Below are 20818 nucleotides of genomic sequence, written 5' to 3' on the forward strand. Positions count from 1 at the left end.
GGATGCGTGTCCACGTGGGTCCACATGCTGGACAGCGGGGGCGGGTCAGGAGCAGACGTCTGGTTTACTGCTCGTATGACCACGACGAGCGACCGCACTCCTGCGACCGAGGCGCATCAGCCGCCCGGTGCTCGTTGTATGTGTCCGCTCCGAATGTGCGCCTTCTAGAGGGCCCCCGCACCACCTGAGCCTCGCGCCCCGAAGCGAGAGCCGGCTCGCGTCCGGCCGCATGCCCCGCATGCCCGCCCGAGCCACGCCCGCGCGCATCCTTCCGCGCCCCGGATCCCTCCGGCCCGCCCGGGAGCACCCTGCCGCGCCCCGGCCGCCCCCGATCCCCGAACGCCACGTGCCCGGTGCCCGCGACGCGCCGCGCACTCGAGAGTGACGGATACCCACGTGATCACCACCTCCGGCCTGACCAAGGTCTACCGCTCACGCGGTCGCGAGGTCACCGCCCTGGACGGCGTCGACCTGCACGTCCGTGAAGGCGAGGTCTACGGCGTCATCGGCCAGTCCGGCGCCGGCAAGTCCTCGCTGATCCGCTGCGTCAACCTGCTGGAGCGCCCCACCTCCGGCACCGTGACCGTCGCCGGGCAGGACCTCACCGCCCTCGCCGGCCGCGGCCCCCGTGCGGGCCGGGAGCTGCGCCGGGCCCGCAGCCGCATCGGCATGGTCTTCCAGCACTTCAACCTGCTGTCCTCGCGCACCGTGCAGGACAACGTCGAACTGCCCCTGGAGATCCTCGGGAAGTCGGGGAAGGAACGTTCCCGCAGGGCCCTGGAACTGCTCGACCTGGTCGGCCTCGCCGACAAGGCCAAGGCCTACCCGGCCCAGCTCTCCGGCGGCCAGAAGCAGCGCGTCGGCATCGCCCGCGCCCTGGCCGGCGACCCCAAGGTGCTGCTCTCCGACGAGGCGACCAGCGCGCTCGACCCGGAGACCACCCGCTCCATCCTGGCCCTGCTGCGCGACCTCAACCGCCAGCTCGGTCTGACCGTCCTGCTCATCACGCACGAGATGGACGTGGTGAAGTCCATCTGCGACTCGGCCGCCCTCATGGACCGCGGCCGCATCGTGGAGTCCGGCACGGTCACCGACCTGCTCGCCACCCCCGGCTCCGAACTGGCCGCCGCACTGTTCCCGCTCGGCGGCGAGGCGACCGGCGAGGAACGCACCGTCGTCGACGTGACCTTCCAGGGCGAGAGCGCCACCCAGCCGGTCATCTCCCAGCTGTCCCGCACCTACAACATCGACATATCGATCCTGGGTGCCGCCATCGACACCGTGGGCGGTCTCCAGGTCGGCCGGATGCGCATCGAACTGCCCGGCCGCTACGAGGACAACGTCGTCCCGGTCGGCTTCCTGCGCGAACAGGGCCTGCACATCGACGTCATCGGCCAGGACCGGCCCGAACTCGTCAAGGAGGGCGCCAAGTGACCTGGTCCGAGATGCAGCCGCTGCTGGAGCAGGCGTCCGTCGAGACGCTGATCATGGTCGGCTGGTCCACCGCGATCTCCGTCGTCGTCGGCCTGCCGATCGGCGTGCTCCTCGTCCTCACCGACAAGGGCGGCCTGATCCAGAACACGGTCGTGAACAAGGTGACCGGCCAGATCGTGAACGTCGGCCGCTCCATGCCGTTCATCATCCTGATGGTCGCCCTGATGAGCTTCACCCGCTGGGTCACCGGCACCACCATCGGCAGCGAGGCCGCCATCGTGCCCCTCGCCATCGGCGGCATCCCCTTCTTCGCCCGGCTCGTCGAGACCGCCGTGCGCGAGGTCGACCACGGGCTCGTCGAGGCGGTCCAGTCGATGGGCGGCAGCACCTGGACGATCGTCCGCAAGGTCCTCGTCCCCGAGGCGCTGCCCTCGCTGATCGCCAGCACCACGACCACGGTCATCGCCCTCATCGGCTACTCCGCCATGGCGGGCACCGTCGGCGGCGGCGGACTCGGCGACCTCGCCGTCCGCTACGGCTACCAGCGCTTCGAGTCCGGCCTGATGTGGGTCACCGTGGCCCTGCTCGCCGTCGTCATCTCCCTGATCCAGTTCGCCGGCGACTACGCGGCCCGCTCCCTGCACCGCCGGGGAGCCCGCTCCGGACCCGGACCCAGGCTGCGCCTGCTGAAGGCCGGCGAACCCGCCGCCGCCGACATCAGCAAGGTCGCCTGACCCGGGCCACCCCCACCCCCAGAACGACGGCGCTTCGCGCCGCGCCCCTTGCCCCAAGGGGTCGTACCACCAAGGAAAGGCACTTTTCGTGCGTAACACCGCCAAGATCACCACCGCTGTCCTCGCCGCCGGAGCCCTCACCCTCGGCCTCACCGCCTGCGGCTCCGACAAGGACGACGCCTCCTCCGACGGCAACGGCCCCCTGGTCGTCGCCGCCAGCCCCGTACCGCACGCCGAGATCCTGACCTTCGTCAAGGACAACCTCGCGAAGGAGGCGGGCCTGGAGCTGGAGGTCAAGGAGTTCACCGACTACGTCACGCCGAACACGGCGACCGAGGACGGCTCCGTCGGCGCCAACTTCTTCCAGACCCAGCCCTACCTCGACGACTTCAACAAGAAGAACGGCACCCACATCACGTCCGTCGTCGACGTGCACCTGGAGCCGCTCGGCCTGTACTCCAACAAGGTCGACAAGGCCGACGCGCTGAAGAACGGCGCCACCGTCGCCGTCCCCAACGACACCGTCAACGAGGGCCGCGCGCTGCAGCTGCTCGCCGCCAACGGCCTGATCACCCTCAAGGACGGCGTCGGCACCGCCGCCACCCCCGCGGACATCACCGACAACCCCAAGAACCTCAAGTTCAAGGAGCTGGAGGCGGCCCAGACGCCGCGCTCCCTGGACGACGTGGACGCCGCGGTGGTCAACGGCAACTACGCCATCGAGGCCGACCTCAAGCCCGCCGAGGACGCCCTCGTCCTGGAGTCCGCGAAGAACAACCCGAACAGCAACCTCCTCGCCGTGAAGGAGGGCCAGGAGGACGACCCGCGCGTCAAGAAGCTCGCCGGCCTGCTGACCTCGCCCGAGGTGAAGAAGTTCATCGACGAGAAGTACGCGGGCTCCGTGGTCGCCTCCTTCTGACCCCGCCCGCAGGACTGGACCCGTCCACGAGGGGCACTCCCGCCGCAGGGCGGGGGTGCCCCTCGCGCCGTTGTGCGAGCGGGGCGCACCCCGTGGTGCGGCAGAGTGCTTTCATGCTGCATGCTGGGCAGTTCAGCAGCACCCCGACGGTCTCTCAGGTTACGGAGCGGCGCATGACGAGCACCTTCCCCAACATCTCCATCAGCACGGAGCGGTTGGTGCTGCGTCCCCTCGACGGAGACGACGTGCCCGCCTTCGCCGCCATGATGAACGACGAGCAGGTCGCCGCCTGGACCGACGTGCCCCAGCCGTTCTCCGAACAGGCGGCCCGCACCTGGATCACCGAGTCCGCCCCCGCCGAACGCGCCGCCGGACGGGGCCTGGACCTCGCCGTCACCGAGTTCCTCACCCAGCGCCTGGTCGGCGTCGTCCGCCTCTCCCGGACCAACTGGCACATCCGCTCCACCGAACTCTCCTACATCATCGCCCCCTGGGCGCGCGGCGAGGGCTACGCCTGTGAGGCCGCCCTGGCCACCGCCCGGTGGCTCATCGGCGACCAGCGGCTCCAGCGCATCGAGCTGCGCACCGCCGCCGACAACACCGCCGCCCAGCAGGTCGCCCAGAAGATCGGCTGCATCAGCGAGGGCGTCCTGCGCAACGCCTGCATAGCCCACCTGCGCACCGAGGACGGCGGCTGGACCGACGTGCGCACCGACTTCATCGTCTGGAGCCTGCTCCCCGAGGACCTCGACGGCGCCGCCGAACAGCTCGCCGACACCGGCGGCTACACCTCGTTCACCGACTGGAACTGACCCCGGCCCCGGCGAACGGCACCACTGCCCGCCCGGGCCCGGAGCCCCACCAGGTACCCTCACCAAGCCCGGCCTCCGGCCGGGCGGCCGACCACGACCTGCGCGAACCCCTGGAGACTGACGACGATGGCCGACCGGGTCACGGTGATCGGCTGGGACGGCTCGCCGCTGACCGCCGCGGCACGCTCCGCCCTGGGCGCCGCCACCCTGGTGGCCGGCGCCGCCCACCACCTGGCGCTGCCCGAGGTGCCCGCGGGCGCCGAGCGCATCCGGCTCGGATCCGTCGCCCTCGCCGCCCGCCGCATCGCCGGTCACCGCGGCACCGCCGTCGTCCTCGCGGACGGCGACCCGGGCTTCTTCGGTGTCGTCCGCACCCTGCGCGCCCCCGAGTTCGGCCTCGAGGTCGAGGTCGTCCCCGCCGTCTCCTCGGTGGCCGCCGCCTTCGCCCGGGCCGGCATGCCCTGGGACGACGCCCAGGTGGTGGTCGCCCACCCGCGCACCCTGCGCCGCGCGGTGAACGTCTGCCGGGCCCACACCAAGGTGGCCGTCCTGACCTCGCCCGGCGCCGGGCCCGCCGAACTGGGCCTGCTCATGGAGGGCGTCCACCGCACCTTCGTGATCTGCGAGGAACTCGGCACCGCCCGTGAACAGGTCACCGTGGTCACCTCCGACAAGGCGGCCGACCACACCTGGCGCGACCCCAACGTCGTCATCGTCATCGGCGGCCCCGCCGGCGCCGCCGACACCGGCTGGATCGCCGGACGCGACCCCGCCTCCGGCCCGCGTGGCTGGTCCCTGCCCGCCGAGGCCCACGGCGGCGGCCTCGGCGAGGGCGAGCGGGAAATGCTGCGGGTCTCCCAACTCGCCCGCCTCGGGCCCCGCGTGGGCGACCTCGTCTGGGACATCGGCTGCGGCAGCGGCCTCTTCGCGACCGAGGCCGCCCGGGCCGGCGCCGCCGTCCTCGCCGTCGACAGCGACCCCGGGGCCTGCGCCCGCACCGACGCCACCGCCCGCCGGTACGGCGTCCAGCTCCAGATCGTCCACGGCACCGCCCCGCACGTCCTGGAGAACCTGCCCGAACCCGACGTGGTCCGGGTCGGCGGCGGGGGAGCGGCCGTGGTCTCCGCGGTCGCCGACCGGCGCCCGCAGCGCATCGTCACGCACGCCGCCACCCGCGACACCGCCGAACGTGTCGGCCGGGACCTCACCGAACACGGCTACCGGGTCGAGTGCGCGCTGCTCCAGTCCGTCGAACTCGACACCCGGGTCTGGACGGAGACCGAGCGGAGCGTCGCGTTCCTGCTCAGCGGGGTACTGCCCGCGCGCGGCGCCTGACCGCGGCACCGAACGCGGCGCCGTCCCCCTGATCGGCTTGTCGTACCGCGCGCGGTAGGCTGACCGACCGTTGTACCGCAACTCGGACGCTCGCCGGCTCGTCGGCCAATGTCCCGAAAACACGCCCGTTTTGGGGCGCGTGTGGTACGGCACAACCCGAGGACGCGCAACGTGGCGCAGTCCACAGCGGAACCGTCGCCGATCAAGCTGACGCGACGGCCGAACGGCCGCGAGAATGCCAGTGAATGGCTTTGTCGCCTTTTTTGGACCGGCCGTTCGTGCCGCTGGGGACGCACGCTCGTTCTTCAGTGTGGGGCGGTCGGTGCGCCGTTCCGGGCGAGCGGGTCGTAGGAGCACTAACCGATGGGCGAGGGGTACGCATGACCGACACCGGCCAGGTCCCGGGCGAGGGACAGCCGGAGAACGCAGGCACGGTGGAGCAGCAGGGCGCCCCGGCGCCCGGCGCGTACACCTACCTCTCCGAGCACTCCCCCGAGGAAGACCTTCTCCTCCCCGGCGCGCAGGGCGCCTGGGGCAACGAGGTGGCGCCGCCCGCGCCCGAGCCGGTCGTGGAGACCGTGCACCAGCCGGGCCCGCACGAGACCGCCGGCCGCGACAGCGGCTCGGTCGACCTCGGCGGCTTCCGCCTGCCCGACCCGGTGCAGCGGGCGACGCCCGCCCACGGCACCCCGCACGAGCAGGGCACGCCCGCCGCGCCGCGCCGCCCGCTGCACCTCGGCCCGCCCATCCCCAGCGCCTCCGCCAGCCCGGTGCGCTCCCTCGCCGACCGCGGCCCCGCCGACGTGCCGGCGCGGCAGGCGGGCCCGCCGACCATGGGCCCCGAGTACCTGGACGTCCCGCGGACCCCGGAGGCCGCCCCTCAGGGCGCCGTGCCCTGGGGCGAGCGGGCTGCCGTGCCGCTCGGGGCGACCCCCGCCGGGACGGCGTACCCGGAGGCCGGGCCGTCCGCCGCCGACGCACCGGCCGCCGCTGCGGCAGCCGGTGAAGCCTGGCAGCGGGACCCGCAGCCGGACGCCGTGCCCGCGGCGGCCTCCGGAGCACCGGCCGCGACGGCGGTCCCGGATGCCCAGGGCGTCCCCGCACCGGTCCCGCAGGAGGCCGTGACCGTCCCCGAGGCGGCTGCCGAGCCCGGTACGGCCGTCGGGGGGACCGACGGTGCCGTCGCGCCGGAAGCGCCGGACGTTGCGACGCCCCCGACCGCAGAGGCACCGGAACCGGTGGGGGCCCCAGCCTCCGACGCCGCGCCCGCAGGGCACCCCGTCGAGGTACCGACGGGCGCCGTACCGGGTGATGGCACCGGGGGGGAGCCCGCAGCTCCCGAGGCCGCAGCTCCCGAGGCCGCAGGTCCGGAGCCCGTAGCCCCCCAGGCCGCCGACGCGGAGGGTGCCGTGCCCGGGCCCGCCGTCGGGGAGCCGGTCGCGGAGACGCCCGGCGCGCCCGAGCCGGCCGTCGCGGATGCTCCCGTGCCCGAGGCCGTCGTCGCGGACGTCGCCGCCCCCGAGGCGGTCGTCGCGGAGCAGGCCGAGCCGGTCGTCACGGAGCCCGCCGAGATCGCTGAGCCTGCTGAACCCGCTGAGCCGGCCCCCGCCGAGCAGGCCGGGCCCGTGGTCGCGGAGCAGGCCGAGCCCGCCGCCCCGGAGGCCGTGGCCCCCGTCGCCGGGCCCGACACCCCCGTCGCCGCGGAGCCCGTCGCCGCTGCCCCGGAGACGGTGCCGCAGCACGCCCCCGCCCCGGTCGAGCAGCACGACGCCATGTTCGGCCCCGCCGCCGTGGACGTCCCCGCCGACCCCGGCGCCCCGGCCCCGGAGGCCCCGCTCGCTCAGGACGGGACGCCCCAGGCGGCCCCGGCCGAGGGGCATGAGCCGGTCGCACCCCCGGCCCCCGCCGGGGGCGCCGCCGCCCCCGTGCCCGAGGTGTCCCACCCCGGCCCGGCCGCCGCCCCGCAGCAGCACCCGGAACAGGCCCCCGGGACCCCCGAGGCCCCGGAGCCCACCGACGCGGTGGCCGCGGCGCAGGACGCCCACGCCCCCGGCGCCGTACCCGAGGCACCGGTGTCCGACGTGCCCCTCCCCACCCAGGAGGGACTTCCGGCCGCGGCGGAGGCGGACGCCCGGGCGCTCCAGGATCCGCAGCAGACGCCGCCCGTCCCGCTCGCCGCAGCCGAGGCACACCCCGCGCTGCCCGAGCCCGCCGACCCGGACCGGCCGGCCGCCGGTGACCAGGACAGCGCCGCGCCGGAGCAGCCCGTGGGCGAGTTCGTCCCGGTGGAGGGATCCGTACCGACCACCCCGCACCTCGCACCGACGCCGCCGCACCCCCTGCACCTCACGGAGGAGCAGCCGGTCGCCGCCGTGCCCGCGCCCCGCGCACCGCAGGGCGCGGCGGCCGGGGGCGAAGCCGGCCTGCTCCAGCAGGCGGACGACATGGACACCCAGGGCGCCGAAGCCGAGGTCCCGCCCGCCCGGGACGGCGACCCGGCGGACACGCCCACGGCATCGGACGCGGCAGCGGACCCGGACCCGGACGCGGCAGCGGACCCGGACCCGGACGCGGCACCGCCCCCCGCCGGCCCGGCCGCGCCCGGCTACGACGACGCCGAGCGCGAGGCCGTCCTGAAGGTCATGCGCGAACGGCGGGACATCCGCAACGGCTTCCGCAGCGACCCGATCCCGCACGAAGTGCTGCTCCGGGTCCTGGAGGCCGCCCACACCGCGCCCTCCGTCGGCCACTCGCAGCCCTGGGACTTCGTCGTCATCCGCTCCGCCGACACCCGGCGCAGCATGCACGAACTGGCCATGCGCCAGCGCGACGCCTACGCCAAGTCCCTCCCCAAGGGCCGGGCGAAGCAGTTCAAGGAACTGAAGATCGAGGCCATCCTCGACACCCCGGTGAACATCGTCGTCACCGCCGACCCCACCCGCGGCGGCCGGCACACCCTCGGCCGGCACACCCAGCCGCAGATGGCGCCCTACTCCTCCGCGCTCGCGGTGGAGAACCTCTGGCTCGCCGCGCGCGCCGAGGGCCTCGGGGTCGGCTGGGTCAGCTTCTTCGACGAGCGGGAGATGGTCCGCGCGCTCGGCCTCCCGGAGCACCTGGAGGTCGTCGCCTACCTGTGCGTCGGCTACGTCGACGAATTCCCGGACGAGCCCGAGCTGATGCAGGCCGGCTGGTCCAAGCGCCGCCCGCTGTCCTGGGTCGTGCACGAGGAGACCTACGGCCGCCGCGCCCTGCCCGGAGAGGACCCCCACGACCTGCTCGCCGAGACCGTCGCACAGATCCGCCCGCTGGACGCCAAGGCCCTCGGCGAGGCGTGGGAGCGGCAGAAGCGCATGACCAAGCCCGCCGGGGCGCTCGGCATGCTGGAGATCATCTCGGCGCAGCTGTCGGGTCTGTCCCGGCAGTGCCCGCCGCCCATCCCGGAGCCCGCCGCCGTCGCGGTCTTCGCCGGTGACCACGGCGTGCACGCCCAGGGCGTCACGCCCTGGCCGCAGGAGGTCACCGCGCAGATGGTGGCCAACTTCCTCGGCGGGGGAGCGGTCTGCAACGCCTTCGCCGCCCAGGTGGGCGCCGAGGTGTGTGTCATCGACGTCGGCGTCGCGTCCGACCTCCCGGCGACGCCCGGTCTGCTGCCGCGCAAGATCCGCGCCGGCACGTCCGACATGACCACCGGGCCCGCCATGACCCGCGAGGAGGCCAAGCAGGCGATCGAGGTGGGCATCGAGACGGCCCGCGACCTGGTCGCGGCCGGCAACAAGGCCCTCCTCACCGGCGAGATGGGCATCGCGAACACCACCGCGTCCGCGGCCCTGATCTCGGTGTTCACCGGCGCCGACCCGGCGGAGGTCACCGGCCGGGGCACCGGCATCAACGACGAGACCCTGGTCCGCAAGACCGACGTCGTCCGCCGTGCCCTCGAACACCACCGGCCGGACCCGGCCGACCCGCTCGGCGTCCTCGCCGCGGTCGGCGGCTTCGAACACGCCGCCATGGTCGGACTGCTGCTCGGAGGCGCGTCCCTGCGCACGCCGGTGATCCTCGACGGCGTCAGCGCGGGCGCCGCCGCCCTGGTGGCCCGCGCCATCGCACCCGAGGTGCTCGCCGCGTGCATCGCGGGACACCGCAGCGCCGAGCCGGGCCATGTGGCCGCCCTCAACAAGCTGGGACTGCGCCCCCTGGTCGACCTCGACCTGCGCCTCGGCGAGGGCACCGGCGCGCTGCTCGCCCTGCCGTTGGTGCAGAGCACGGCCCGCGCCATGCACGAGGTGGCGACCTTCGACTCGGCGGGGGTCACCGAGAAGTAGCCCGACGCGGGACCCCGCGCACGTACGGGACCGGACCCCGCGCCGACGGCACCCCGGCCACCGGCGGGACCCCACCCACCGGCGGCACTCCGGCCGCCGGCCGGGACCCCACCCCCCGGCCGGGACCCCACCCACCGGCGGGTTCCCGGCCGGCGGCGGGGCGTGAGCGCAACGCCCGTGGCGCCCCGCCGTCGCCCCCGCTCACCCGCCGCATGCCGGGCAGCCCGCCGGACCCGCGCCGCACCGGTCTAGAATCCGCACGTCAGGGCCGCTCCAGTGCCGCAGCGCCCACCGCACGCCGCCCTCACGAGGAGCCGACCCTATGGCCGAACACCCCGCCTACCCCGTGGGCCTCCGTCTCAGCGGTCGCCGCGTGGTCGTCCTCGGCGGCGGCCAGGTCGCCCAGCGCCGCCTCCCGTCCCTGATCGCGGCGGGCGCCGACATCCTCCTGGTGTCGCCCGAGGTCACCCCGTCCGTCGAGGCCATGGCCGACGCCGGCGAGATCACCTGGGAGCGGCGCGGATACGCGGAGGGCGACCTCACCGGTGCCTGGTACGCCCTCATCGCCACCAGCGACCACGACGCCAACACCCGCGCCTCGGCCGAGGGCGAGCGCAACCGGATCTGGTGCGTGCGCGCCGACGACGCCGACGAGGCCACCGCCTGGACCCCGGCGACCGGCCACAGCGAGGGCGTCACGGTGGCGGTCCTCACCACCGACGTCAAGGGCCGCGACCCGCGCCACACCGCCGCCGTGCGCGACGCCGTGGTCGAGGGACTGCGCGACGGCACCCTCGTCGCCCCGCACCACCGCACCCGCACCCCGGGCGTCGCCCTGGTCGGCGGCGGTCCCGGCGACCCGGACCTGATCACGGTGCGCGGCCGGCGGCTGCTCGCCGAGGCCGACGTCGTCATCGCCGACCGGCTCGGCCCGCGCGACCTGCTCGCCGAACTGCCGCCGCACGTCGAGGTGATCGACGCGGCGAAGATCCCGTACGGGCGGTTCATGGCCCAGGAGGCCATCAACAACGCGCTCATCGAGCACGCCCGGCAGGGCAAGGCCGTGGTCCGCCTCAAGGGCGGCGACCCGTACGTCTTCGGGCGGGGCATGGAGGAACTCCAGGCGCTCGCCGAGGCGGGCGTCCCGTGCACCGTCGTCCCCGGCATCTCCAGCTCCATCTCGGTCCCGGGCGCGGCCGGCATCCCCGTCACCCACCGCGGGGTGGCGCACGAGTTCACCGTGGTCAGCGGCCATGTCGCGCCCGACGACGAGCGGTCCCTGGCGGACTGGCCGTCGCTGGCGAAGCTGGGCGGCACCCTCGTCGTCCTGATGGGCGTCGACAAGATCGGCCGGATCGCCGAGGCCCTGATCCAACACGGCAAGTCCCCCGACACCCCCGTCGCCCTCGTCCAGGAGGGCACCACGGCCGCCCAGCGCCGCGTCGACGCCACCCTCGCGACCGTCGGCGAGACCGTGGTCCGCGAGGAGGTCAGGCCGCCCGCCGTCATCGTCATCGGCGAGGTCGTCGGCGTGGGCCCCGCGGCCTGAAGTAACCCTCGGTAACACGACCGATCCCAGCCGTTGGCACCGCACCCAGGACAAGGCAGTATCACCCCCGTGGCCGATCTCATCACCGTCTCGGACCCCGACGACCCCCGCCTGCGCGACTACACGGGCCTGACCGACGTCGAACTGCGCCGCAGGCGCGAACCCGCCGAGGGACTCTTCATCGCCGAGGGCGAGAAGGTCATCCGCCGGGCCAAGGACGCCGGGTACGAGATGCGGTCCATGCTGCTCTCGGCCAAGTGGGTCGACGTCATGCGCGACGTCATCGACGAACTCCCCGCCCCCGTCTACGCCGTCACCCCCGAGCTGGCCGAACGCGTCACCGGCTACCACGTGCACCGCGGCGCCCTCGCCTCCATGCAGCGCAAGCCCCTGCCCGCCGCGGCCGACCTGCTGCGGACGGCCCGCCGCGTGGTCGTCATGGAGTCCGTGAACGACCACACCAACATCGGCGCCATCTTCCGCTCGGCCGCCGCCCTCGGCATGGACGCGGTGCTGCTCTCCCCGGACTGCGCCGACCCCCTGTACCGCCGCAGCGTCAAGGTCTCCATGGGGGCGGTCTTCTCCGTGCCGTACGCCCGGCTGGACTCCTGGCCCAAGAACCTGGAATCGGTCCGCGAGGCGGGCTTCACCCTCCTCGCCCTCACTCCGGACGAGAAGGCCCGGCCCCTCGACGAGGCCGCCCCGCACCGGATGGACCGGGTGGCGCTCATGCTCGGCGCGGAAGGGGACGGACTGTCCACCCAGGCCCTCGTCGCGGCCGACGAGTGGGTGCGCATCCCGATGGCCCACGGCGTCGACTCCCTCAACGTCGGCGCGGCCGCCGCGGTCGCCTTCTACGCCGTCGCCACGGGACGCCCGGGGGCCTGACACCCATAGATCAACGGCGCAACTCCCCGCCGGACCCGGGCAGTCGGTCAGTCCCCGCGCTCCATCGCAGACACGTGCCGCTCGGACAGCGGCGGGGCGCCGCCCGGCGGCCGCTCCCACCGCTCGTCCCGTTGCTGCGTGCGCACGTCGTCGCCGGTGCCGCCGCCGTGCCCCTGGGCGCGGGCCTGGCAGCCCTGCACCAGGGCGATGCCGAGGGCCACCACCAGCGTCACCACGACGAACACGAACAGCCGCTGGCGCAGCAGCCGGGGATTGGCCGGCCGCAGCCGGGTCCCCGTGGGCCGCTGCCCCGGACGGCGCGCCCCCGTACCCGGCCGCGTGCCGCGCCCGGCGGGCGTCGCCCGGGACCCGGACCGCGACGGCGTACCGCCGCGCGAGCCGCCTCGGGACGCGGAACCGCCGCGCGAGGCGGGCACGCTGCCGCCGCGGCGGGCGCCGGAGCCGCCCCGGGAGGGAACGGAGCCGCGGTCGGCCGCACCCGGGCGCGGCGCGGGCGTACCCGCCCCCTCGCTCCGGGGGCCCTGCCCGGACGGGCGCCGCCGCTCCTGGTCCGGGTAGGTGTCGGCCGGCCGGCCCGCGGTCCGCTCCACCTCGGCGCCGCGCGGCGCCGGCGGACGGAAGTCGGCGAGACCCTGCGCCTCGCGCGCCGCGATCTCCTTGAGCCGCAGCGACAGTTGCAGCGTGCTGGGACGCTCCTCGGGATCCTTCGCGAGACAGGCCCGCACGAGCGGTGCGAGCGCGTCCGGCACCCCCTGCAGATGCGCCTCCTCGTGCACGACGCGGTACAGCATCACCTCCGAACTCCCGTGCCCGAACGGCGAGTCGCCCATCGAGGCGTACGCGAGCGTGGCGCCGAGCGAGAACACGTCCGTGGCGGGCGTGACGGCCGCGCCCCGCACCTGTTCGGGGGCGAGGAAACCGGGGGAGCCCACCGCCGTGCCCACATGGGTCAGCGTCGAGGCGCCGGTGGCCCAGGCGATGCCGAAGTCGATGATCCGCGGCCCCTTCGGGGACAGCAGGATGTTGGACGGCTTGAGGTCCCGGTGCACCACACCGGCCTCGTGGACGGCGACCAGGCCTTCCGAGAGCGCCGCGCCGATCGCCGCGACCTCCGCCGCGCCCAGCGCGCCCTCCGCGGCCACCTTGTCGTGCAGGGACGGGCCGGGCACGTACTGCGTGGCGAACCACGGACGGTCCGCGTCCAGGTCGGCGGCCACCAGCCGGGCCGTGCAGCCGCCGCGGATACGACGGGCGGCCGACACCTCGCGCGCGAACCGGGAGCGGAACTCCTGGTCCTCGGCCAGATCCGGCCGGATGACCTTCAACGCGACCCGCTGCCCCCTCTTGTCGGAGCCCAGGTAGACCACGCCCATCCCGCCCGCGCCGAGCCGTCGGTGAAGTCTGAAAGAGCCGACGACGCGCGGGTCCTCGCGCCTCAGGCGCATCATCGCCATGTTCATCCCCGCTGCCCGGTCCTGTGACGTGCCACAGCTTACGTTTCCACACCCGCCGGTGCGCAGAGGCCGCGCCCTCCCGGAGCGGCCGATTGTCCCTGGCCCGCGCCGGATTTGAGAACCGGTCAGCAGCGCCCACGCAGGCCGGACGCGCCCCCGGACGGCGTCAACCGGCCGATCCCGCACGGACATTGATCACTCCGGAGCCGATCACCCGGCACCGCCCGGGAGACCCCTCGGGACGGCGTCCGGGCACCGCACGCCGACCGGTCCTGCCGGGTACCGGGCCGGGTCGGACACGGGCCCAAAGCCCGCAGAAGTGAGCGACGTCACGCTCCGTCCCCTCGGGGATCTCCCTGAGTCACGCCGGCCCGTCTCCACCCAGGGGAGTACACCGCGCGGTGCGGCTCATCCTCCGGGAGGCCCGGCATTCGGTACGAGGGCATGACGCCCGGGCGGCCCCCGGCTCCTAGATTTGGAGTCCAGCGGCGGGTGCAGCACTCGTCCCCCGAGGTCGGACGCCCGCCGCTGCCAAGGACAACAGAAACGGTTCAGGAGAGGGACCATCATGGCCCACACGGCACCGCGGACCCTGGTCCGCACGCGGGAACGGATGGCCGGCGCCGCCGCGTCCCGGCCGCGCCGCGAGGGCCGCCGCCACCCGCTGGTGGCGACGCTGATGGCCCTTCCCCTGGCGGTCCTGCTCCTCCTCGTCTTCGACGGGTGGGAGACAGTGGCCACACAGGCGTCGTCCGTGGGCGAGATGCTGGGGCGCTGAGAAGCGGCCCCAGGCCCGGAAGAGCGGTCCGGGCGGGGACATCGGCCCATGAAACCCCGTGGGGACGGGGGTGCGGCGGACGGCAGGATGCCGGCGCAGCTGGGGAGCTGCGCCGGCATTGTCCTGTCCGCACACCGGCCGTGGCAGGCCTGGCATGCTGCCCTCGTGACCTCCGCCCCCGCCGGCCCCGGGCCCCTGACCGCCGCACTCGCCGGCCACGCGCGAGCGGCAGCGCCCGCGCACCCCCCGCACGGCTCCTGCTCCTGCGCCGCGGCCACGCTCGCCGACCGCCCCGACGGTCTCGTCGTGCGCCACGGCGGCATCGTCGCCAAGGCGCACGCCCCGGACGAGGACCCCGCCCGGCTGACGCGCCGGCTCGTCCTCGCCGCACGGCTCCCCGGCGTGTTCCTCCCGCCGCTCGACCCGGCGCCCGTGGCGCTGCACGGCCGTCCGGTGACCCGCTGGCCGTACGCGAGCCCCGTCGACCCGGACGATCCCGACGCCGCCCCCTGGGAGGCCGCCGCCACCCTCCTGGCCCGCCTGCACCGGGCGCCCGTCCCGGCCGCGGTGCCTCCCGCGCGCGGCCCGGCCAAGGCGGCCGCCGCCGTGGCCGGCCTCGGCGGGCTGGGGCGCCACCCGGCCGCCTCCGTGGTGCTGCGCGCCTGGGCCGCCCTGCCCCGCTGGGTCCGCGGCGACGCCCCGGCGCCCGGCCCGGCCGCGCTCTGCCACGGCGACTTCCACCTGGGCCAGCTCGTCCGCCTGGGCCACGGGCCGTGGCGGCTGATCGACGTGGACGACGTGGGGCTCGGCGCCCCCGCCTGGGACCTCGCCCGCCCTGCGGCCTGGTACGCGTGCGGCCTGCTCGGCCCGGGGGACTGGGCGCGGTTCCTCGACGCCTACCGGGCCGCCCGGGGCCCGGCCGTCCCCGCCGTCGGCGACCCCTGGGCCGCGCTCGACGTCCCGGCCCGGGCCCTCACCGTGCAGACCGCCGCCCGCATGATCGTCAAGTGCGCCGCCGACGGCCGTCCCCTGGACGAGGTGGAACGGTGCGTCGTCGACGCCTGTGCCCGGATCGCGACCGTCCCGGCAGCCGCCGAGGGGGAGTTGGCGCCGGGCGGGACGACGTAGTGTGCAACCGACCGGAGCCGGACGGAGTCTGTCCTGGCGACAAGTGAAGCGGGACCGATCAGCGAGGAGTTGGAGCCGTCATGCAGTGTCCGAAGTGCCACGCGCCGATGCACACCTACAACCGGAACGGCGTACAGATCGAGCAGTGCAGCGGGTGCCGGGGGATCTTCCTGGACTACGGCGAACTGGAGTCGCTGACCCGGCTGGAGGCCCAGTGGGCGCAGCCCGCCCCGCCGCTGCCCGCCGCGCCGCAGGCGTACCCGGCCGCCCCGCAGCCGCCCGCCTGGGGTGCCGCCCCGCACGGCGCCCACTACGGTCACCGCCGCCAGAAGAGCTTCGGGCGCATGCTGTTCTCGTCCTGACGCGTCCCCCGGGCCCCGGAGACGCAGAAACCCCCGGCCGCTGGGCGGCCGGGGGTTCCGGTGGGGTGTGGACGATACTGGGATTGAACCAGTGACCTCTTCCGTGTCAGGGAAGCGCTCTCCCGCTGAGCTAATCGTCCTCGGGACCACGGTCACCGGCCGTGGCCGGTCGTGGGCACTGCGTGCGCGATACTGGGATTGAACCAGTGACCTCTTCCGTGTCAGGGAAGCGCTCTCCCGCTGAGCTAATCGCGCGGGGGATCCGAAGATCCAGTGGACGATACTGGGATTGAACCAGTGACCTCTTCCGTGTCAGGGAAGCGCTCTCCCGCTGAGCTAATCGTCCTTGGAGGTGGAGACGGGATTTGAACCCGTGTAGACGGCTTTGCAGGCCGTTGCCTCGCCTCTCGGCCACTCCACCAGGAGTGTAGGGGACCGGGATCCCCCTCTTCCTTCGAGCGGACGACGAGGTTCGAACTCGCGACCTCAACCTTGGCAAGGTTGCGCTCTACCAACTGAGCTACGTCCGCCTGTCGGTTCGGTCGGCTTGCGCGTCCCGGCGACGAGGTGAACTCTAGCGGATTCCGGGGCCAGCACAAAAACGCGTTTGTGCAGCGTGCTGCGCTGCGTCCGCTCACGTACCAGGTCAGCGCACCGTGACGGACTCGACAAGGCCACCGCGACAGCCCCCGCCCTACACTCGTCGGGTGCACGACCTCCCGCCTCTCGCCCGCTTCGGCACCCGGGTGGCCACCGGCCTCCTCGACGTCACCGACGACCCCTCGGCGCTGGACTCCCGGGGCTTCTGGGCCGTCTGCGCGGACTTCGAGGGCCGTCTGACCTGCGCACGCTTCCGGGACGTGCGCGAGGAGCCGGTCCCGGCCCCGGTGCCGGACGCCTGGCGCGGCCCCGCCCCCGGTGACTGGACGTCGTCCCTGGACCACGCCGCGTACACGGCGGGTGTACGGGCGATCCGCGACCGCATAGCGGCCGGCGAGGTGTACCAGGCGAACCTCTGCCGGGTGCTGACCGCGCCGGTCCCCGCCGACGCCGACGTGGACCGGCTGACCGCACTGCTGGCACGCGGCAATCCCGCCCCCTACGCCGGAACGATTCGCCTGCCCGCGTACGGCGTGGAGATCGCCACCGCCTCGCCGGAACTCTTCCTCCGCCGCGACGGGCGCACCGTCGAGTCCGGCCCGATCAAGGGCACCGGCCGCACCGAGGCCGACCTGCTGGAGAAGGACTACGCCGAGAACGTCATGATCGTGGACCTCGTCCGCAACGACATCGGCCGGGTCTGCGCCACCGGCACCGTCACCGTGCCCGACCTGTGCGCCGTCGAGAAACACCCGGGGCTCGTGCACCTGGTGTCCACCGTCCGAGGCGACCTGCGGGCCGGGACCGGCTGGCCCGAGCTGCTCGCCGCCGCCTTCCCGCCCGGCTCCGTCACCGGCGCACCCAAGTCGAGTGCCCTGCGGATCATCGACGCGCTGGAACCCGCCCCCCGAGGGCCGTACTGCGGCGGCATCGGCTGGGTCGACGCCGACCGCGGCACCGCCGAGCTGGCCGTCGGCATCCGCACCTTCTGGATCGACCGGGCCGCAGGCGGCGCCGCCGTCCTGCGCTTCGGCACCGGAGCCGGCATCACCTGGGGCTCCGACCCCGAGGGGGAGTGGCGCGAGACCGAACTGAAGGCGTCCCGGCTGCTCGCGGTAGCGTCGGGCACCCACGCGGTGAGTGAAGGGATGCGATAGGTGAAGATCTGGCTCGACGGCGGGCTGCAGGACATCGAGTCCGCCCGCGTCTCCGTCCTCGACCACGGGCTGACCGTGGGCGACGGCATCTTCGAGACGGTGAAGGCCGTGGACGGGCGCCCGTTCGCGCTCACCCGCCATCTCGACCGGCTGACCCGCTCGGCCCGGGGGCTCGGCCTGCCCGAACCCGACCTCGACGAGGTGCGCCGCGCGTGCGCCGCGGTCCTCGACGCCAACCCGATGCCGCTCGGCCGGCTGCGCATCACCTACACCGGCGGCCACGGGCCCCTCGGCTCCGACCGGGGGGAGCACGGCACCACCCTCGTCGTCGCCCTCGGCGAGACCGCCCGTCGCCCCGACACGACCGCCGCCGTCACCGTCCCGTGGACCCGCAACGAACGCGGCGCGCTCACCGGCCTGAAGACCACCTCCTACGCCGAGAACGTCGTCGCCCTCGCCCGCGCCCGCGAACGGGGCGCCACCGAGGCGCTGTTCGCCAACACCGTCGGACAGCTCTGCGAAGGCACCGGGTCCAACGTGTTCGTCGTCCTCGACGGCGAACTGCACACCCCGCCCGTCGCGTCGGGCTGCCTCGCCGGCATCACCCGCGCCCTGGCCGTCGAATGGACCGGCGCCCGGGAGACCGACCTGCCGTTCGACGTCCTGGAGCGGGCGGAGGAGATCTTCCTCACCTCCACCCTCCGCGACGTCCAGGCCGTGCACCGCGTCGACGACCGCGAACTGCCCGGCGCCCCCGGCCCGGTGACCGCCAAGGCCATGCGGATCTTCGACGAGCACGCGGCGGCCGACCTCGACCCGTGAGCGTGTCCGACCGCACCCGCATATTCGGCTGACCCACGGGCCGGCAGCGGGTAGAACTCCCGTGATGACCACCACCCTGCGGCCGGCCGAGCCGCTTCAGCAGAACGCCGACGGCACCCGCTCACGCCACTACCAGGTGTGCGTGAACAGCCGTCCCGTCGGCGCGATCCACATCGGCACCGACCCCGTCTTCGGTGACGCCGTGGCCCGGATCATGACCCTGCGCATCCAGGAGGCGGACCGCGGGCGGGGCCGGGGCACCGTCGCCGCGCTCGCCGCCGAGGAGGTGGCGCGCGGCTGGGGCTGCCGGCGTATCGAGGCGTCGGTCCCCGCCCGCTCCGCCGCGGGCCTGCGTCTGGCCACCGCGCTCGGCTACGTCGTGCGCAACCGGAACTTGGAGAAGGACCTGGGCGACACCCCGCCCGCCCTGCCCGAGGGCAGCCGGGTCCGTCCCATGACCGACGCCGAGTTCGGGCCCTACCTGGAGCAGGGCAAGACCGACTACGCGCACAGCTGGAGCGAGCGGGGCGTGCCCGGCGCCGAGGCCCGGGCCAAGTCGGAGCGCGACCACGCCGTCCTGCTGCCCGACGGGCGCACCAGCGAGGGCATGCTGTTCAGCGTGCTGGAGCACGAGGGCACCCCGGTGGGCACCCTGTGGCTCTCGGTCCGCGGGCAGGGCGCCTACGTCTTCGACGTCGAGACCTCCGCCCGCCACCGCGGACGGGGCCACGGCCGCACCCTCATGCTGACGGCCGAGGCCCAGGCGATCGCCGCGGGCCGGCGCCGCATCGGCCTCAACGTGTTCGCGGACAACACCCCGGCCGAACGGCTCTACGACTCCCTCGGCTACACGACCACGCAGTACGCGATGTACAAGCCGCTGCTGTGACCGGCACGCGGGCCGGGCCGGTCACAGGGCCCGGCTCAGCCCTCCTGTCCGGCGAGCAGCCGGTCCACGATCCCCTCGATCCGCTCGCGCAGACCCTCCTGGCTCTTGCCGCCGTCGAGCCGCTCCCCGCCGACCACGTAGGTCGGCGTGCCCGTCACACCGATCGCCTTGCCCTCGGCGTGGTCGGCGTCCACGACCAGGATGTGCCGCCCGTCGATCAGGGCGGTGTCGAACTCCTCGGCGTCCAGTCCCAGCTCCCGGGCCGTCCCGACCAGGACGGACTCGCCCGCGCGGTCCAGCTCCCCGACCCGCGCCAGCACGGCCTCCGCATACGCCCAGCCCCTGCCCTGGACCAGCGCCTCCTCGGCGGCCTGCGCGGCGGCGAAGGAGTGCTTGTGCTTCTCCAGCGGGAAGTGCCGCAGTCGTACCTCGAGACGGTCGCCGTAGCGGGCACGCAGCGCGCGCACGTCGTCCAGGGCCGTGCGGCAGTCCGGGCACTGCAGCTCGCACCACACGTCGAGCACGGGGACGGCAGGGCGGGGGGAGGAGTCACTCATGGTCACAGTCTTCCAGCCGCGCCCCGCACCACCCAACCGGCCCCCGGCACCTGCCCGCCCGCCCCTGCGGGCCCGTCCGCGGGCCGCGCCCGCACCGGCACCTGCGGAGGAGACGACCCGGAGATCTCCCTGATCTCGGGCCCGGGCATGGCCCGGCGGGGCCCCATAGGTGCAGGATGGAAGGGACGAAGGGCCCACAGCGGCACCACCCCCCAGCCTGGAGGACCGGATGATTGCCGAGACCGTCTGCTCCGCCGTGTCCGCGGCCGGCCTGGGCATCGCGGTGATCACGGCCTACCGCAAGCGTTTCCTGGCCGCGACCCGCATCGCCGCCTACTCCCTGGTGCCCATCGGCCTCGTCATGACCGGCGTGGTGGAGTGGCTGGCCGACACCGCCTTCAGCCCCACGGCCTGGGCGGGCTTCGGGCTGCTCGGCCTGTCGTGGGTGATGTTCGTGACGACCCGCGCCGTGGAGCGCCGCCGCGGCGGCACCCGCAAGGAACGCAGGGCGGCCCGGGCCGCCGCCCGGCAGGAGGACGCGGTCGCCCCGGCGGCCTCGGCGCCCTCCCTCGGTCAGGGACCCCGCCGGGAGACGCGGCCCGCACCGGCCTCGCAGGGCGGCGACGACGACTTCAGCGACATCGAGGCCATCCTCAAGAAGCACGGCATCTGAGCCCCGCCCCACCCGCCGCGCGCCGGCCGGGACGTCGAAACGTCACAGGGGCCCAAACGTCACAGGGGGACGCGTCGCGGCCGGAAGTGATCACAACCCGAAGCTTTGATCACGTAATCGGAGGCCCCGCGTTCACCCGGTGAGCGTTGATCGCTTCGGTGCGGCCGATGCGCCATCATCGCGGCGAGATGCTGGACACGACACAGAGCGATGCCGCGCCGCCGCAGGACGAGCCGCGCGGATGCCTCTTCGCCCTTTCCCAGCCACCGCTGATGATCTTCCTGGCGGTGATCGGGTGTCTGCTGCTCACGGCTGCCCTGCACGACCTGCTGTGGCTGTGAGCCGTACCCGCGGTACCCGGCGCCACCCGTCGGGACCGCGTCG

Annotated in this window: 18 protein-coding genes and 5 tRNA genes; 16 read left to right on the forward strand and 7 right to left on the reverse strand. The window is 74.5% G+C overall.

Going from position 1 to position 20818, the window contains the following annotated elements; genetic code table 11:
• Positions 1-396 precede the first annotated feature (396 nt).
• From ACIRPP_RS16320 to ACIRPP_RS16355, 8 genes are all read left to right on the forward strand, one after another.
• The gene (locus ACIRPP_RS16320; RefSeq protein WP_403642707.1) at positions 397-1434 is read left to right on the forward strand and encodes a methionine ABC transporter ATP-binding protein; all 1038 of its coding nucleotides are present in this window, start codon (positions 397-399) and stop codon (positions 1432-1434) included.
• Positions 1431-2168 carry a methionine ABC transporter permease gene (locus tag ACIRPP_RS16325; protein ID WP_164334018.1) on the forward strand — a complete coding sequence of 246 codons (738 nt, stop codon included), beginning with the start codon at positions 1431-1433 and terminating at the stop codon, positions 2166-2168. Before ACIRPP_RS16320 ends, ACIRPP_RS16325 begins: the two co-directional genes overlap by 4 nt.
• Positions 2169-2256: 88 nt before the next feature.
• Positions 2257-3087, forward strand: coding sequence for a MetQ/NlpA family ABC transporter substrate-binding protein (locus ACIRPP_RS16330; RefSeq protein WP_403642710.1), 831 nt, complete (start codon positions 2257-2259; stop codon positions 3085-3087).
• 173 nt (positions 3088-3260) lie between these two features.
• Positions 3261-3899 carry a GNAT family N-acetyltransferase gene (locus tag ACIRPP_RS16335; protein ID WP_403642713.1) on the forward strand — a complete coding sequence of 213 codons (639 nt, stop codon included), beginning with the start codon at positions 3261-3263 and terminating at the stop codon, positions 3897-3899.
• A 126-nt stretch (positions 3900-4025) separates the two neighbouring features.
• Complete coding sequence (cbiE, locus tag ACIRPP_RS16340; RefSeq protein WP_403642715.1) at positions 4026-5234, forward strand: precorrin-6y C5,15-methyltransferase (decarboxylating) subunit CbiE; 1209 nt, start codon at positions 4026-4028, stop codon at positions 5232-5234.
• Between the two features lie 380 nt (positions 5235-5614).
• Positions 5615-9556, forward strand: a complete 3942-nt coding sequence (gene cobT, locus ACIRPP_RS16345; protein ID WP_403642718.1) for a nicotinate-nucleotide--dimethylbenzimidazole phosphoribosyltransferase — start codon at positions 5615-5617, stop codon at positions 9554-9556.
• Between the two features lie 322 nt (positions 9557-9878).
• Positions 9879-11105 (forward strand): uroporphyrinogen-III C-methyltransferase, encoded by a 1227-nt coding sequence (cobA, locus tag ACIRPP_RS16350; RefSeq protein ID WP_403642720.1) that lies wholly within the window; start codon positions 9879-9881, stop codon positions 11103-11105.
• A gap of 69 nt (positions 11106-11174) precedes the next feature.
• Complete coding sequence (locus ACIRPP_RS16355; RefSeq protein WP_403642722.1) at positions 11175-11993, forward strand: TrmH family RNA methyltransferase; 819 nt, start codon at positions 11175-11177, stop codon at positions 11991-11993.
• 47 nt (positions 11994-12040) lie between these two features.
• On the opposite strand, the gene ACIRPP_RS16360 is transcribed toward ACIRPP_RS16355, so the two are convergent.
• Positions 12041-13474, reverse strand: a complete 1434-nt coding sequence (locus ACIRPP_RS16360) for a protein kinase (protein WP_403642725.1) — start codon at positions 13472-13474, stop codon at positions 12041-12043.
• Between the two features lie 562 nt (positions 13475-14036).
• Here ACIRPP_RS16360 and ACIRPP_RS16365 point away from each other — a divergent pair.
• The 3 genes from ACIRPP_RS16365 to ACIRPP_RS16375 all read left to right on the forward strand — a co-directional run bounded on the left by ACIRPP_RS16365 (position 14037) and on the right by ACIRPP_RS16375 (position 15736).
• The gene (locus tag ACIRPP_RS16365; RefSeq protein ID WP_403642727.1) at positions 14037-14246 is read left to right on the forward strand and encodes a hypothetical protein; all 210 of its coding nucleotides are present in this window, start codon (positions 14037-14039) and stop codon (positions 14244-14246) included.
• Positions 14247-14411: 165 nt separating this feature from the next.
• Complete coding sequence (locus ACIRPP_RS16370; RefSeq protein ID WP_403642729.1) at positions 14412-15374, forward strand: phosphotransferase family protein; 963 nt, start codon at positions 14412-14414, stop codon at positions 15372-15374.
• Positions 15375-15454: 80 nt separating this feature from the next.
• Entirely contained in the window at positions 15455-15736 is a 282-nt protein-coding gene (locus ACIRPP_RS16375; RefSeq protein WP_403642732.1) for a zf-TFIIB domain-containing protein, read from the forward strand.
• Between the two features lie 68 nt (positions 15737-15804).
• Here the strand turns inward: ACIRPP_RS16375 and ACIRPP_RS16380 are convergent.
• The 5 genes from ACIRPP_RS16380 to ACIRPP_RS16400 all read right to left on the reverse strand — a co-directional run bounded on the left by ACIRPP_RS16380 (position 15805) and on the right by ACIRPP_RS16400 (position 16266).
• A tRNA-Val gene (locus ACIRPP_RS16380) sits at positions 15805-15876 on the reverse strand.
• A gap of 43 nt (positions 15877-15919) precedes the next feature.
• A tRNA-Val gene (locus ACIRPP_RS16385) sits at positions 15920-15991 on the reverse strand.
• A gap of 19 nt (positions 15992-16010) precedes the next feature.
• Positions 16011-16082 (reverse strand) — tRNA-Val (locus ACIRPP_RS16390).
• A 1-nt stretch (position 16083) separates the two neighbouring features.
• A tRNA-Cys gene (locus tag ACIRPP_RS16395) sits at positions 16084-16157 on the reverse strand.
• A gap of 36 nt (positions 16158-16193) precedes the next feature.
• Positions 16194-16266: transfer RNA gene (locus ACIRPP_RS16400), tRNA-Gly, on the reverse strand.
• A gap of 177 nt (positions 16267-16443) precedes the next feature.
• On the opposite strand from ACIRPP_RS16400, the gene ACIRPP_RS16405 reads away from it, so the two are divergent.
• The 3 genes from ACIRPP_RS16405 to ACIRPP_RS16415 all read left to right on the forward strand — a co-directional run bounded on the left by ACIRPP_RS16405 (position 16444) and on the right by ACIRPP_RS16415 (position 19204).
• Complete coding sequence (locus ACIRPP_RS16405) at positions 16444-17493, forward strand: chorismate-binding protein (RefSeq protein ID WP_403642735.1); 1050 nt, start codon at positions 16444-16446, stop codon at positions 17491-17493.
• Entirely contained in the window at positions 17494-18315 is an 822-nt protein-coding gene (locus tag ACIRPP_RS16410) for an aminotransferase class IV (protein ID WP_403642737.1), read from the forward strand.
• A gap of 64 nt (positions 18316-18379) precedes the next feature.
• On the forward strand, positions 18380-19204 hold the full coding sequence (locus tag ACIRPP_RS16415) for a GNAT family N-acetyltransferase (protein WP_403642740.1): 825 nt from the start codon (positions 18380-18382) through the stop codon (positions 19202-19204).
• Positions 19205-19239: 35 nt separating this feature from the next.
• Here the strand turns inward: ACIRPP_RS16415 and ACIRPP_RS16420 are convergent, their stop codons facing one another.
• Positions 19240-19761 (reverse strand): DsbA family protein, encoded by a 522-nt coding sequence (locus ACIRPP_RS16420; RefSeq protein WP_403642743.1) that lies wholly within the window; start codon positions 19759-19761, stop codon positions 19240-19242.
• Between the two features lie 229 nt (positions 19762-19990).
• On the opposite strand from ACIRPP_RS16420, the gene ACIRPP_RS16425 reads away from it, so the two are divergent.
• Together ACIRPP_RS16425 and ACIRPP_RS16430 are read left to right on the forward strand one after the other, a co-directional pair.
• Positions 19991-20434: a hypothetical protein gene (locus ACIRPP_RS16425; protein ID WP_403642746.1), complete on the forward strand. Its 444-nt coding sequence runs from the start codon at positions 19991-19993 to the stop codon at positions 20432-20434.
• Between the two features lie 167 nt (positions 20435-20601).
• Entirely contained in the window at positions 20602-20775 is a 174-nt protein-coding gene (locus ACIRPP_RS16430) for a hypothetical protein (protein ID WP_164338920.1), read from the forward strand.
• The last annotated feature ends 43 nt before the right edge of the window (positions 20776-20818 follow it).

The organism is Streptomyces sp. NPDC101219, from assembly GCF_044767675.1.
Classification (GTDB): domain Bacteria; phylum Actinomycetota; class Actinomycetes; order Streptomycetales; family Streptomycetaceae; genus Streptomyces.